10 protein-coding genes and 1 pseudogene are annotated in these 14,491 nt (G+C 69.1%); 7 read left to right on the forward strand and 4 right to left on the reverse strand.

What is annotated here, in order from left to right; all coding sequences use genetic code 11:
• Nucleotides 1–10: 10 nt before the first annotated feature.
• Nucleotides 11–892: pseudogene (locus C1I89_RS00285) on the reverse strand (CaiB/BaiF CoA transferase family protein); the annotation flags it as partial.
• Nucleotides 893–1,006: 114 nt separating this feature from the next.
• A complete protein-coding gene (locus C1I89_RS00290) occupies nucleotides 1,007–1,909 on the reverse strand; it encodes a LysR family transcriptional regulator (RefSeq protein WP_102770836.1) in 903 nt (300 codons plus the stop codon).
• Nucleotides 1,910–2,054: 145 nt separating this feature from the next.
• Here C1I89_RS00290 and C1I89_RS00295 point away from each other — a divergent pair, with 145 nt between their 5' ends.
• Nucleotides 2,055–3,038 carry a tripartite tricarboxylate transporter substrate binding protein gene (locus C1I89_RS00295; protein WP_440130607.1) on the forward strand — a complete coding sequence of 328 codons (984 nt, stop codon included), beginning with the start codon at nucleotides 2,055–2,057 and terminating at the stop codon, nucleotides 3,036–3,038.
• A 16-nt stretch (nucleotides 3,039–3,054) separates the two neighbouring features.
• Nucleotides 3,055–3,519 carry a MaoC family dehydratase gene (locus C1I89_RS00300; protein WP_102770837.1) on the forward strand — a complete coding sequence of 155 codons (465 nt, stop codon included), beginning with the start codon at nucleotides 3,055–3,057 and terminating at the stop codon, nucleotides 3,517–3,519.
• A gap of 67 nt (nucleotides 3,520–3,586) precedes the next feature.
• On the opposite strand, the gene argH is transcribed toward C1I89_RS00300, so the two are convergent.
• Complete coding sequence (argH, locus tag C1I89_RS00305) at nucleotides 3,587–5,008, reverse strand: argininosuccinate lyase (protein ID WP_102770838.1); 1,422 nt, start codon at nucleotides 5,006–5,008, stop codon at nucleotides 3,587–3,589.
• 129 nt (nucleotides 5,009–5,137) lie between these two features.
• On the opposite strand from argH, the gene C1I89_RS00310 reads away from it, so the two are divergent.
• The 3 genes from C1I89_RS00310 (at nucleotide 5,138) to C1I89_RS00320 (ending at nucleotide 9,075) form a co-directional block, all read left to right on the forward strand.
• On the forward strand, nucleotides 5,138–6,463 hold the full coding sequence (locus C1I89_RS00310) for a mechanosensitive ion channel family protein (RefSeq protein WP_102771798.1): 1,326 nt from the start codon (nucleotides 5,138–5,140) through the stop codon (nucleotides 6,461–6,463).
• Nucleotides 6,464–6,504: 41 nt separating this feature from the next.
• Entirely contained in the window at nucleotides 6,505–8,565 is a 2,061-nt protein-coding gene (locus C1I89_RS00315; protein WP_102770839.1) for an NAD(+) synthase, read from the forward strand.
• A gap of 171 nt (nucleotides 8,566–8,736) precedes the next feature.
• A complete protein-coding gene (locus C1I89_RS00320; RefSeq protein ID WP_102770840.1) occupies nucleotides 8,737–9,075 on the forward strand; it encodes a P-II family nitrogen regulator in 339 nt (112 codons plus the stop codon).
• Nucleotides 9,076–9,098: 23 nt separating this feature from the next.
• On the opposite strand, the gene gspF is transcribed toward C1I89_RS00320, so the two are convergent.
• Complete coding sequence (gspF, locus tag C1I89_RS00325; RefSeq protein ID WP_102770841.1) at nucleotides 9,099–10,304, reverse strand: type II secretion system inner membrane protein GspF; 1,206 nt, start codon at nucleotides 10,302–10,304, stop codon at nucleotides 9,099–9,101.
• 179 nt (nucleotides 10,305–10,483) lie between these two features.
• Here gspF and gspD point away from each other — a divergent pair, with 179 nt between their 5' ends.
• Both gspD and gspE read left to right on the forward strand, forming a co-directional pair.
• Nucleotides 10,484–13,063, forward strand: coding sequence for a type II secretion system secretin GspD (gene gspD / locus C1I89_RS00330; protein WP_102770842.1), 2,580 nt, complete (start codon nucleotides 10,484–10,486; stop codon nucleotides 13,061–13,063).
• Complete coding sequence (gene gspE, locus C1I89_RS00335) at nucleotides 13,060–14,487, forward strand: type II secretion system ATPase GspE (protein ID WP_102770843.1); 1,428 nt, start codon at nucleotides 13,060–13,062, stop codon at nucleotides 14,485–14,487. The genes gspD and gspE overlap by 4 nt, the downstream gene beginning before the upstream one ends.
• Nucleotides 14,488–14,491 lie beyond the last annotated feature (4 nt).

A 14,491-nucleotide genomic window follows, 5' to 3' on the forward strand; every position in this document is an offset into this window, starting at 1 on the left:
TACGCNACCGCGCGATGCGCGCGTCCAGCGCTTCGCGGTTGCGCACGCGCTGGACGTTGGTGGCGTAGCGTTCGTCGTCGGCCAGCGCCGGGTCCTGCAGCACCTCGGCGCAGAAGCTGCGCCATTCGCGGTCGTTCTGCAGGCCGAAGATCACCGGCTTGCCATCGCCCGCCAGGTATTGGCCGTAGGGCGCGATCGCGGGATGGGCCACGCCGTTGCGGGCCGGCGGCGTGCCGCCGTAGTGCGCGAAGTTCAGGGCGTAGGCGGTCCATTCGGTCAGCGCCTCCAGCATGGTGACCTCGACCCGCAGCCCCGCGCCGGTGCGCGAGCGCTGGATCAGCGCGGACAGGATGCCGGAATACGCGTACATGCCGGCGGCGATGTCGGCGATGGAGATGCCGGTGCGCGCCGGGGCCTCGGGCGTGCCGGTCAGGGAAATCAGGCCGGCGGCGGCCTGGATCAGCAGGTCGTAGGCCTTCTTGTCGCGGTAGGGGCCGTCGTCGCCGTAGCCGGAGATGTCGCACACGATCAGCCTGGGAAATTCCGCCAGCAGCGTTTCATGATCCAGGCCCATGCGGCGCGCGGCGCCGGGCGCCAGGTTCTGGATGAAGACGTCGGCCCGGGCCAGCAGCCGCCGCAGCACGTCGGGCGCGCCGGGCGCCTTGGTGTCCAGCGCCAGGCTTTCCTTGCCGCGGTTGGCCCACACGAAGAACGAGGACTGGCCGTGCACGGTGTCGTCGTAGCCGCGCGCGAAATCGCCGGCCTGCGGCCGTTCGATCTTGATGACGCGCGCGCCCAGGTCGGCCAGCTGGCGGCTGGCGAAGGGGGCGGCGATGGCGTGCTCTAGCGCGACGACGGTGATGCCGTCTAGGGGGCGGGATGCTGCGGTCATATCGTCCTGGGGAGTAGGCCGGGGCGCGTGCCGGACCCGGCGGCGGCAAAGCATTATGGGATGCCCTGCGCGCGCGCGGCCAGTCGATATTTTCAAAGCGGGATTCGAGGTTTTCTAATCGCCGTCCGGCGCGGGATCGGCCTGCGTCACGTAGCTGACGAAGGCCTGCGCGTAGCCCGGAAGCGCGTCCTGGCTGCGCATCACGACGCGCTGTTCGCGCACGGCCCAGGACTCCTCGATCTGCACGCACTCGACCTTGCCCTGCGCCAGCGCCGGGGCGGCCACCGAGCGCGGCACCAGCGAGATGCCGGCGCCTTCCTGCACGCAGCGCAGCACGGCGTCGAAGTTGGGCGCGTGCACGCGCACGCGGGGCTCCAGCCCCATCTGTTCGGCCATCTGCTGCAGGTACAGGAAATTGCTGGTCTTGCGGCCGATGGCGACCAGGTCGTGCGACAGCGCGGTTTCCAGCGAAACGCGCGGGTGCAGCGTCAGCGGATGGCGCGGCGGCACGATGAAGACCAGCTCGTCCTGGCCGTAGCTGATGTATTCCAGCCCGCGCATTTCGATCGCGCCGGCCACCAGGCCGACGTCGGCGCGGCCGTCGAGCACCGCCTTCACGGTCTCCTCGCTGAGGTGCTCTTCGAGGTTGACGTTGACGTTGGGGTAGGCGGCCAGGAAGCGGCTCAGGGCGCCGGGCAGACTGCTCAGCGTGCTGCTGTTGGCGTAGACGCGGATATTGCCTTCGACGCCGTCGGTATGGCGGCGCATTTCCGCCTGCAGGCGTTCGACGTTGCCCAGGATGGTTTGCGCGTAGCGCAGCACGGTCATGCCGGCGGCGGTGAGCGACATGCCTTTCTGGGTGCGCACGAACAGCGGCACGCCCATGGCCTGTTCCAGGTTCTTGAGCCGGTAGCTGGCCGACGGCGCCGTCAGGTGCAGTTCGGAAGCGCCGCCGGTGAGGCTTTTGGCTTCGGCAATGGCGACAAACACGCGCAGGTCGGTCAGTTCGTAACGCAAGAGGGCACCTGGGTTGCGGGCGGCGAAAGCGCCGGGGCGGGCCGCTGTTAGAAGGACTCTAAGCCGGATAAGAAACTTTCGACTGGTCCTGGGTTCGGCCTCGTCTCTATATTGTGCCGCACACACAAGACCTATGGAGACAGGCATGAAGCATGGATTTCCCTGGCGCGCCCTGGCGGGCGCCGCCATCGCCGCAGGCATGTTGGCCGGGGCCGGCGCCGCCTCGGCGCAGGACTATCCCGCCAAACCGGTGCGCCTGGTGGTGCCGTATGCGGCGGGCGGGCCCACCGACACCTTCGCCCGCGCGCTGGCCGAGAGCTGGAGCCGCAAGCTGGGCGCGACGCTGGTGGTGGAGAATCGCACCGGCGCCGGTACGCTGGTGGGCACCGAGACCGCGGCCAAGGCCCCGGCCGACGGCTACACGCTGCTGCTGACCACGGTGGCGCACGCGGTCAATCCCAGCATCCACGCCAGCCTGCCGTACCGCACGGTGGAGGACTTCGCGCCCGTGGGCCTGGCCGCCAAGGCGCCGCTGGTGCTGGTGGTGAACAAGAACGTGCCGGCGCGCACCCTGCCGGAGTTCATGGCCTACCTCAAGGCCAACCCGGGCAAGGTCAATTACGGATCGGCCGGCATTGGCAGCGCGCCGCACCTGGGCGGCGAACTGTTGAACTACATGGCGGGCGTGCGCGCCATGCACGTGCCGTACCGCGGCAGCGCGCCGGCCATGGCGGACGTCATCGGCGGGCACCTGGAATTCATGATCGACAGCGCGCCCACGGGCCTTGCGCAAGTGCAGGCGGGCACGGTGCGGCTGCTGGCCACCTCCATGGCGCAGCGCCTGCCGCAGACGCCGGACACCCCGCCCATCGCCGACGCGGTGCCCGGCTACGAAGCCTATACCTGGAACGCCGTGTTCGCGCCCGCCGGCACGCCGGCCCCGATCGTGGAGAAGCTCAACGCCACGCTGCGCGCCGCGCTGGCCGATCCCGACCTGAAGCGGCGCGCCTACGACATGGGCCTGGTGCTGCAGCCGGACACGACGCCGGCGGAATTATCGGCGTTCCTGCAAAGCGAATTGAAAAAGTGGAGCGAAGTCGCCCGCGCCGCCAACATGAGCGCCAACTAGGATAAGGAAACCCGATATGCCCAAGCATCAACTGTGCGCCCAGCGCTATTTCGAGGACTTCGAAGTCGGCGAGGTCTTCGTGCTGCCTTCGCGCACCATGACCGACGCGCTGTTTGCGGCCTTCCAGCTCGCCAGCGGCGACAACCATCCGGTGCACTACGACGTCGAATACTGCCGCGCCCACGGCATGCCCCACATGCTGGCGCACGGATTCCAGGTGGCGATCCAGACGGCCGCCGGCGCCGGCCTGTTCCCGCACATGGTGGAGGATTCGCTCAAGGCCTTCCTGGAACAGAGCAGCCGCTTCCTCAAGCCGGTATATGTCGGCGACACGCTTTATGCGTCGCTGACGGTGTCGGAGCTGGCGCCCGGGCGCAGCACCGGCGTGCTGGTCATGCAAAGCCTGGTGCGCAACCAGCGCGACGAAACCGTGATGGACGGCGTGCAGAAGTACCTGCTGCGCAAGCGCGAGGCGCAGTAGCGCCGGGTTCGGATACGACAAGGCCCCCATGATGGGGGCCTTTTGCTGCAAGCAGGCGGCGGAGGAATCAGCCCGCGGCCGTTTCCTGCAGCACGCGCTGGGCTTCTTCCTTGACGCGTTCCGGCGCGGTGCCGCCCACGTGCTTGCGCGCGGCGACCGAGCCTTCCAGGGTCAGGACCTCGTGCACGTCCTCGCCGATGCTGGCGTGATAGGCCTGCAGGTCGGCCAGCGACAGGTCGGCCAGGTCGCAGCCGCGCTGTTCGCAGTCGCGCACCGCGTGCGCCACTACTTCGTGGGCGTCGCGGAACGGCACGCCGCGCTTGACCAGGTAGTCGGCCAGGTCGGTGGCGGTGGCGAAGCCCTGCAGCGCCGCGGCGCGCATGTTCTCGGCCTTGACCTTGATGCCGCCGGCCATGTCCGCGAAGATGGTGAGCGTGTCGCGCAGCGTGTCGGCCGTGTCGAACAGGCCTTCCTTGTCTTCCTGGTTGTCCTTGTTGTAGGCCAGGGGCTGGCCCTTCATCAGGGTCAGCAGGGCCACCAGGTGGCCGTTGACGCGGCCGGTCTTGCCGCGGGCCAGCTCGGGCACGTCGGGGTTCTTCTTCTGCGGCATGATCGAGCTGCCGGTGCAGAAGCGGTCGGCCAGGTCGATGAAGCCCACGCGCGGGCTCATCCACAGCACCAGCTCTTCGGACAGGCGCGAGACGTGCGTCATGATGAGCGCGCCGGCGGCGCAGAATTCGATGGCGAAGTCGCGGTCGGACACGGCGTCCAGCGAATTGCGGCACACGCCGTCAAAGCCCAGGGTCCGGGCCACGCGTTCGCGGTCGATCGGGAACGAGGTGCCTGCCAGCGCGGCGGCGCCCAGCGGCAGGCGGTTGACGCGGCGGCGGCAGTCGGCCAGGCGCTCGGCGTCGCGGCCGAACATTTCGGCGTAGGCCAGCAGATGGTGGCCGAAGGTGACCGGCTGGGCGACCTGGAGGTGCGTGAAGCCCGGCATGATGGTGGCGGCGTTCTCCAGCGCGACCGCGGCCAGGGCGTGGCGCAGCTGGCGCAGCAGGTCCTGCAGGGTGTCGATTTCGGCGCGCAGCCACAGGCGGATGTCGGTGGCGACCTGGTCGTTGCGCGAACGGCCGGTGTGCAGGCGCTTGCCCGCGTCGCCGACCAGTTCCACCAGGCGCTTCTCGATGTTCAGGTGCACGTCTTCGAGGTCGAGCAGCCACTGGAAGCTGCCGGCGTCGATTTCGGCCAGGATCTGGGTCATGCCGCGCTGGATGTCGGCCAGGTCCTGGGCGCCGATGATGCCCTGGGCGGCCAGCATGTCGGCGTGCGCCAGCGAACCCTGGATGTCGAAGCGCGCCAGGCGCTTGTCGAAATCCACGGACGCCGTATAGCGCTTGACGAGTTCGGAAACCGGTTCCGAGAACCGGGCGGACCAGGCCTGCGCCTTGTTGGCGAACTGGTTTTGATCGGGGGAGGGAGTGTTTGCCATGATGGCCCGGATTATAAAGCCTTGCGCATGGCGGCGGCCAAGGCGGCCGGGGTGAACCTCCAGCCGGCCCGGTTGTCGGATAATTCGGACTGGTTTCAAGAATAACGAGCAGGAATACAGCCTATGCCCATGGAATGGGAACAACTGGTCACCCAAATGGACGCCCATCTGCCGCGCGAGCCCTGGGCGCAGACGCTGGTCGGCATCGGGGTGCTGATCCTGACGGCGCTGTTCATCCAGTGGGTGGTGGCGCGGGTGGTGCTGCTGCTGGCGCACCGGGTGCTGGTGCTGAGCGGCAGGCGCGACTGGGACAAGGCGCTGCTGCGCCACCGCGCCTACCAGAACCTCTGGTACGCCGTGCCGTTCGCCGTGGTGTCGATGGGCATAGACCTGGTGCCGCACGTCGAGCGGGCGGTGGAGATCGTGGGGCGGCTGGCGCATGCCGGCGCGTGGATCTGCGTGTTCATCGCGCTCTCGGGGGTGCTGAGCGCCTGGCAGGACACCTATTCGGCCACCACCCGGGCGCAGACCCGCTCCATCAAGGGCTATATCCAGATCGGCAAGCTCGTCCTGATGGCGATATGCACCGTTTTGGTGCTTTCCATCCTGATCGACCGCTCGCCGCTGTGGATGATCTCCGGCCTGGGCGCGCTGTCGGCGGTGCTGCTGCTGGTGTTCAAGGACACGCTGCTGTCGCTGGTGGCCAGCACCCAGCTGACCAGCAACGACATGCTGCGCATCGGCGACTGGATCGAGATGCCGCAGGCCAACGCCGACGGCTTCGTCAAGGACATCGCGCTGCATACGGTCAAGGTGCAGAACTGGGACAACACGGTCACCACCGTGCCCACCTACAAGCTGTTCTCGGAAAGCTACCGCAACTACCGCCACATGTTCGAATCCGGCGGCCGGCGCATCAAGCGCACGCTGCGGGTGGACGCGGCCAGCGTGCGCTTCCTGACCGAGGAAGAGGCGCAGCAGCTGATGCGCTTTCGCCTGCTGCACGACTACCTGCAGGCCAAGACGCACGACATCGCCCACGCCAACCAGACCATGGGCGAGCTGGCCAGCGTGCCGGCCAACCGCCGCCGCCTGACCAATATCGGCACCCTGCGGGCCTATGCCCTGGCCTATCTGAAGCAGAATCCCGAGATCCGCCAGGACATGGCGATGATGGTGCGCATGATGGAGCCGACCTCCGAGGGCATCCCGATCGAGGTCTATTGCTTTACCGCCGTGACCGCCTGGGTGGAGTACGAGCGCATCCAGGGCGACGTGTTCGACCACCTGCTGGCGATCATGCCCGAGCTGGGGCTGCGCCTGTACCAGCAGCCCTCCGGCGCCGACATCGGCGCGATGGGCAGCAACCTGCGCGAGGGCGCGCTGCAATCGGCGCTGGCGGCCTCGGCCGAGCGCGGGCTGCCCGACGCCAGGATGCCGCAGCAGGTGAGATAATCGCTCATCCGTTCCCACAGCCGTCCATAGGCCCCTAGCTGATGTCGAACCCGTTCTTCAACCTGTATTCCCACGGCTTCGCCCGGGTCGCGGTGGGCGTGCCCGAGTGCCGCGTCGCCGATCCGGCCTTCAACGCCGCCCAGACCATTTCGCTGGCGCAGCAGGCCGCCCAGGGCGGCGCGGTGCTGGCGGCGTTTCCCGAGCTGGGCCTGTCGGCCTATACCTGCGATGACCTGTTCCACCAGAAGGCCCTGCTGGACGCCTGCGAGGCGGCCCTGGGCCAGGTGGTGGCGGCCACCGCCGAGCTCGATATCGCGATCATCGTCGGCGCGCCGCTGCGCGTGGCCCACCAGCTGTTCAACTGCGCCGTCGTGGCCGCCGGCGGCCGGGTGCTGGGCGTGGTGCCCAAGACCTACCTGCCCAATTACGGCGAATTCTACGAGGCCCGCCAGTTCAGCGCGGCCGATTGCGCCGCCGTGTCCGAGATCCGGCTGCTGGGCCAGACGGCGCCGTTCGGCTCGGAGCTGATCTTCCAGATGGAGCAGCTGCCGCTGTTCCAGTTCCACGTCGAGATCTGCGAGGACGTCTGGGTTCCCATCCCGCCGTCCTCGTTCGCGGCGCTGGCCGGGGCCACGGTGCTGGTCAACCTGTCGGCCTCCAACATCGTGATCGGCAAGTCGGAATACCGCCACCAGCTGGTGGCGCAGCAGTCGGCGCGCTGCCTGTCGGCCTATATGTACACCTCGGCGGGGCGGGGCGAATCCTCCACCGACATGGCCTGGGACGGCCAGGCCCTGATCTACGAAAACGGCGAACTGCTGGCCGAATCCGAGCGCTTCCTGGGCCATTCCCACCTGATCTTCTCGGACGTGGACCTCGAACGCCTGTCGCGCGAGCGCATGCGCCAGACCACCTTCGGCCAGTCGGCGCGGCGCCACCAGGACGAGGTGCGCAAGTTCCGCAGCGTGCCGGTGCCGGTGCGCCCGCCGCTGGACGATTCCGAGCTGCCGCTGGAGCGGCGCGTGGCGCGCTTTCCCTACGTGCCGGCCGACCCGCGCCGCCGCGACGCCCGCTGCAAAGAGGTCTACAACATCCAGGTCCAGGCCCTGGTCCAGCGCCTGTCGGCCAGCCGCATGTCCAAGGTGGTCATCGGCATCTCCGGCGGGCTGGATTCGACCCACGCGCTGCTGGTTTGCGCCGAGGCCATGGACGCGCTGGACCTGCCGCGTTCCAACATCCTGGCCGTCACCATGCCCGGCTTCGCCACCAGCACCCGCACGCTGCAGCAGGCGCGCCGGCTGATGGCGGTGGTGGGCTGCACCGCCTCCGAAATCGACATCCGCCCCAGCTGCCTGCAGATGCTCAAGGACCTGGGCCATCCCTACGCCGAGGGCCAGCCGGTCTATGACATCACGTTCGAGAACGTCCAGGCCGGCGAGCGCACCAACCACCTGTTCCGGCTGGCGAATTTCAGCAACGCCATCGTCATCGGCACGGGCGACCTGAGCGAGCTGGCGCTGGGCTGGTGCACCTACGGGGTGGGCGACCACATGTCGCACTACAGCGTCAACGCCAGCGTGCCCAAGACGCTGATCACCCACCTGGTGCGCTGGGTGGCCGAATCCGGCCGCCTGGGCGACGAAGGCGCGGCGGTGCTGCTGGACGTGCTGGGCACCGACGTCAGCCCCGAGCTGGTGCCGGGCGGCGCCGACGACAAGCCCGGGCAGAAGAGCGAAGACGCCATCGGTCCCTACGAGCTGCAGGACTTCAACCTGTACTACACGCTGCGCTACGGCTTCGCGCCCACCAAGGTGGCGTTCCTGGCGCTGGCGGCCTGGCGCGACCGCGACGCGGGCGCCTGGCCCGAGGGCGGGCACGTGGTCCGCAACCAGTACGACCTGGCGGCCATCAAGCGCAACCTGAAGATCTTCCTGGATCGCTTCTTCCGCCTCAGCCAGTTCAAGCGCACCTGCGTGCCGAACGCCCCGAAGGTCGGTTCGGGCGGCTCGCTGTCGCCGCGCGGCGACTGGCGCGCGCCCAGCGACTCCGAGTCGGTGGTGTGGATGCGCGACGCCGAGCGCATTCCCGACCAGGAGCCCTAGGGCCTGTTCACACTAAAAGGAGCCATGCACAGGCCCTAGGCGGGCGGGTTTTCCCTCCCCGCGCAGCCCCCGCTGACGCCGGCCTGGCCGGTGGTATTCTCTTATCCATCGCGCCTGGCCGCCCCGCGGCGGCCGGGCGCCGCAACAGATCGAAAATCCAGGACGACAAACGTGAAACAAGTCACCGCCATCATCAAACCCTTCAAGCTCGACGAAGTCCGTGAAGCGCTGGCCGAAGTCGGCGTCAGCGGCCTGACCGTGACCGAAGTGAAGGGTTTCGGCCGCCAGAAAGGCCATACCGAGCTTTATCGCGGCGCCGAATACGTGGTGGACTTCCTGCCCAAGATCCGCGTCGAGGTGGTGCTGCCGGACAACCAGGTCGAGGCCGCCATCGAGGCCATCGTCAAGGCCGCCCGCACCGGCAAGATCGGCGACGGCAAGATTTTCGTCACCCCCGTGGAACAGGCCATCCGCATCCGCACCGGCGAAAGCGACGAAGCGGCGCTGTAGTTTCAGCCCGCGGCCTTCGCCCGCTACCGGATGAGCTGGTTCATCTCCAGGATCGGCATCATCACGGCCAGCACGATCAGCAGCACGAATCCCCCCATCAGCAGGATCAGCGCCGGCTCGAGCAGCGCCGTCATGGCCATGGCGCGCCGCTCCAGGTCGCGCGACAGGTTCTGCGCGCCGCGGTCCAGCAGCTCGGGCAGGCGGCCGGTCTTTTCGCCGCTGGCGATCAGGTGCACCAGCAGCGAAGGAAACACCTTCTGCGCACCCAGCGAGGACGATAGCGCCGCGCCCTCGCGCACCCGCGCGGCGGCGTCGTCCACCGCCTGGCGCAGCACGTCGTTGCCCAATGTGCGGCGCGCGGCCTCCAGCGCCGTCAGCAGCGCCACGCCGCTGCCCGACAGGATCGCCAGCGTCGAGGCGAAGCGCGCCGCGTTCACGCCCAGCACGAAGCGCCCGGCCAGCGGCATGCGCAGCACGCGCGCATGCCAGGCGCGCCGCGCCGCCGGGGCGCGCAGCGCATAGCGCCACAGCGCGATGGCCGCGGCCAGCGCCGCGCCGGTGGCCACGCCCCATTCGCGCACGTAATCCGACAGCGACAGCATGATGCGCGTCAGCAGCGGCAGCTCCTGCTTGGCCTGGCTGAACGCCGACACCACCTGCGGCACCACATAGCCCAGCAGGAATATCACGATCACGACCGATACGCAGGCCACCACCGCCGGATAGATGAAGGCGGTCATGACCTTGCTGCGCAGGGCGTTGCGCTCTTCGATGTAGTCGGCCAGCTTTTCCATCACCTGCGCCAGGTCGCCGGATTCCTCGCCGGCGGCGATCAGCGCGCGGTAGATCTCGGGGAAATCGCGCGGCCGCGCGGCCAGCGCCACCGACAGCCGGTGGCCGGCGCGCACGTCGTCGCGCACGCCGCCCAGGCTGGCGGCGATGTGTTTTTTCTCGGCCTGCTCCAGCGTGGCGCTCAGGGCCGCGTCCAGCGGCAGGCTGGCGGCCAGCAGGCTGGCGAGCTGACGCGTGATCCAGGCCAGGTCGGCGTCCGACAGGCGCGCGCGCAGCGAGGCGCCCAGCCCTTCGGCGCGCGCCACCGGCGCGGTCGACAGCGGCAGCAGGCCGCGGCCGCGCAACTGGTTGCGCGCGCCGCGGTCGGTGTCTGCGTCGATGGTGCCGCGGACGATTTTTCCGAGCGCGTCGGTGGCTTCGTAACGAAAGGATGGCATGGTGGCAAAGCGTCGGCCGCGCGCGCGTCCGATCGCGCGAAAGGCCCGTATTCAAAGGGTTTCCAGGCCGTCACCTTGCCTCTGGATTATGACCGTAGTGTTGCAGTGTCACCCCGTATACTCCGACGCGCTTTCACGTTTTTTCACCCCGATTTCACGTACCAGGCACCGATCCCGTCATGCGTTACCTCGCGCCACTCAGCCTTGCGGTTCTGCTTGCCGCAAGCCAACTCGGACCCGCGGCCGGCACGGCTCACGCCCAGCAGACCGACAACCGCGTCAGCCTGAATTTCGTCGACACCGACATCCCCGCAGTGCTGCGCGCGCTGTCGCTGTTCACGCAGCGCAATTTCCTGGTGGACCCGCGCGTCAAGGGCAAGCTCACGCTGGTGTCGGACCGTCCGGTGGACAGTAAACAGGCGCTGGCGATGCTGACCGGCGCGCTGCGCCTGCAGGGTTTTGCCATCGTCGATGTCGACGGCGTGACGCGCGTGGTGCCCGAGGCCGACGCCAAGCTGCAGGGCAGCGCGGTGGTGGGCGGGACCCGGCCGGCTGCCGGCGCGCCGCCCGGGCCGGTGCCGGTGGCGGCGTTCGCCAAGCGGGCCGGCGGCGAGATGCTGACCCGGGTGTTCCCGCTCAAGTACGAGAACGCGGCCAATCTGGTGCCGGTGCTGCGGCCGATGGTGCCGCCGAACAACCCCATCAATGCCTATCCCGGCAACAACACGCTGGTCGTGACCGACTATGCCGACAACCTGGAGCGCATCGCGGCCGTCATCGCCCGCATCGACGTGCCCAGCTCCATCGACACCGACGTGGTGCCGATCCGCTCCGGGATAGCGTCCGATATTGCCGTGCTGGCTTCGCAATTGCTGGATACGCAAAGCAGCGATCCGACGCAGCGCATCGCCATCGTGGCCGACCCGCGCAGCAACAGCGTGCTGGTGCGCGCCGGCAGCCCGGCGCGCACGCGGCTGGCGCGCGACCTGATCGAAAAGCTCGACGCGCAGCAGAACCGCGCCGGCAATCTGCACGTGGTGTACATGCGCAACGCGCAGGCCACGCGCATCGCCGAAGTGCTGGGCGGCCTGCTGGCGGGGCAGGCCAATTCCGCGCCGGGCGCGGCCGGCGGCGCGGGTGCGGCGGGGCAGTCCGGCGCGCGCGCGCAGAACGTTTCGGCCACGAGCGCGCCGCAGTCCGGCCTGGGCATGTCCGGCGGATCGAATTCGGGCAAGGGCGGCCTGTCGGGCGAGCAGGAGCGCATCGCGCGCGAGGACACCGGCACGCAGGCCGTGTCGTATTCGGCCGGCGGCGCCACCATCCAGGCCGATCCCGCCACCAATTCCCTCATCATCTCCGCGCCCGAACCGCTGTACCGCAGCCTGCGCGAAGTCATCGACCAGCTCGACCAGCGCCGCGCGCAGGTCCTGGTGGAAAGCCTGATCGTGGAGGTCAGCGCGGAAAAGGCCGCCGAGTTCGGCATCCAGTGGATGACCGGCGGCGGCAGCATCAGCAACGGCGGCAGCAGCTTCATCGGCGGCACCAACCTGGGCGGCAGCGGCATCACCGGCGGCGGCCCCACCACCATCGACGCGCTGGCCAACGGCCTGAGCCTGGGTGTGGTCAAGGGCACGGTGGACGTGCTCGGCAACGAGATCATCAACCTCGGCGTGCTGGCCCGCGCCATGCAGAACACGGGCGAGGCCAACATCCTGTCCACGCCCAACCTGATGACGCTGGACAATCAATCGGCCAGCATCCTGGTGGGCAAAACGGTGCCCTTCGTGACGGGCCAGTACGTGACCTCGGGCAGCAACGGCAGCAGCAACCCGTTCCAGACCATCGAACGCGAGGACGTGGGGCTCAAGCTCAACATCCGGCCGCAGATCTCGGAGGGCGGGGCGGTCAAGCTGGACATCTACCAGGAAGTCAGCAGCATCGACGAGGCCCGCTCCTCGGCCACCACCGGCATCGTGACCAACAAGCGCGCCATCGACACCAGCGTGCTGATCGACGACGGCCAGATCATCGTGCTGGGCGGCCTGCTGGAAGACAGCGTCTCGCTGTCGTCGGACAGCGTGCCGGGGCTGGGCTCGATTCCCGTGCTGGGCGCGCTGTTCCGCTACGACACCCGCAAGCGCACCAAGACCAACCTGATGGTGTTCCTGCGGCCCTACGTGGTGCGCGACGCGCGCCGCAGCGCCAGCGTCACCATGGACCGCTACGACTACATGCGCCGCGCCCAGGCCGGCGCGCAGCCGGGCAAGCACTGGCTGCTGCCCGACATGCAGGCGCCGCTGCTGCCGTCGCCGGGCTCGGCGCCGTCGGTGTCCAACAACGCCTACGACATGCGCCCGGAGCAGCTGGCCGAGACCATGCGCCGCCCGCCGCCCGTGACGGTCGAGTCCTTCGCGGTGCGCCAGTACCCCACGCCGGCGCAGCCCACGGACCCGTCGCTGCCGATCCGCGTGAACCTGCCGCGCGGGGTCAGCGTGGCGGTGGACCCCGAGTCGCTCTACGCCGAGGCCGACCGCAGCAGCGCCACGTTGCAGTTCGCCTCGGTCGAGGCGCGCAGCGACGCCGACAAGATCGTGCAGCGGGTGCGGGCCAGCGGCCTGCAGGCCTACGTGCAGGTCGGCCCCGGCGGCATGGGCTACGTGGTGCGCAGCCAGGTGGCCAAGGACCCGGGCACCATCTCCACGGCCACCGCGCTGCTGCGCGAACTGGGCTTCAAGAGCGAAGTGGTTTCGCAATTATGAGCGCGCATCCCTTGCCCTACGCCTGGGCCCGCGCGCAGCGCGCGGTGCTGTCGCTGCGGGGCGGGCGGGCGCAGCTGACCGTCAGCCCGCGCACGCCCGAATGGGCCGTGCGCGAGATCCGGCGCTGCCACGGCGATATCGCCGTGGCCGAGGTCGACGACGAGGCGCTGGAGACGCTGCTGACGGCGGCCTACAGCCATTCCGAGGACGCCGCCTCGGTCATGGGCGTGGCCGAAAACGAGATCGACCTGGACCGGCTGCTGCAGGACATGCCCGAGGTCGCGGACCTGCTGGAGGCGCAGGACGACGCGCCGGTGATCCGCATGATCAACGCGCTGTTCGCGCAGGCCGCGCGCGACGGCGCCAGCGACATCCACATCGAGCCGTTCGAGACCCATTCGGTGGTGCGCTACCGCGTCGACGGCACGCTGCGCGACGTGGTCTCGCCGCGCAAGGCGCTGCACGCGGCGCTGATCTCGCGCATCAAGATCATGGCGCACCTGGACATCGCCGAAAAACGCCTGCCGCAGGACGGCCGCATCGCGCTGCGCGTGGGCGGGCGGCCCATCGACGTGCGCGTCTCGACCCTGCCCACCGGCCACGGCGAGCGCGCCGTGCTGCGGCTGCTGGACAAGGAAGCCGGGCGGCTGCAGCTGGAGCGCCTGGGCATGGCCCCGGGCGTGCTGGCGCAGCTCGACCGCCTGATCCGCCAGCCTCACGGCATCGTGCTGGTGACCGGACCCACCGGCAGCGGCAAGACCACCACGCTGTACGCGGCGCTGAGCCGGCTGGACGCGGCCACCAGCAACATCCTGACGGTGGAAGACCCGATCGAATACGATCTGCCCGGCATCAGCCAGACCCAGGTCAACGCCAAGATCGACATGAGCTTCGCGCTGGCGCTGCGCGCCATCCTGCGGCAGGACCCCGACGTCATCATGATCGGCGAAATCCGGGACCTGGAAACCGCCCAGATCGCGGTGCAGGCTTCGCTGACCGGCCACCTGGTGCTGGCCACGCTGCACACCAACGATTCGGTCTCGGCCGTGACCCGCCTGACCGACATGGGCGTGGAGCCGTTCCTGCTGGCCTCGTCGCTGCTCGGCGTGCTGGCCCAGCGCCTGGTGCGCAAGCTGTGCCCGGAATGCAAGCGGCCGACGACGCAGGACGGCGCGCGCGTGTTCCATCCGGTGGGGTGCGCGGCCTGCAACCACACCGGCTACAGCGGCCGTTCCGGCATCCACGAACTCTTCACCGTCGACGACGAGGCGCGCCGCCTGATCCACGAAGGCAGCGACGAACGCGAGCTGCGGCGGGCGGCGGCGGCCGCAGGAATGCGGACCATGCGCGAGGACGGCCAGCGCTGGGTCGATGGCGGGCAGACCTCGCCCGAGGAAATCCTGCGGGTCACGCGCGACGCGTGAGGCA

It is taken from the genome of Achromobacter pulmonis (genome assembly GCF_002885955.2).
Lineage (GTDB): Bacteria > Pseudomonadota > Gammaproteobacteria > Burkholderiales > Burkholderiaceae_B > Achromobacter > Achromobacter pulmonis_A.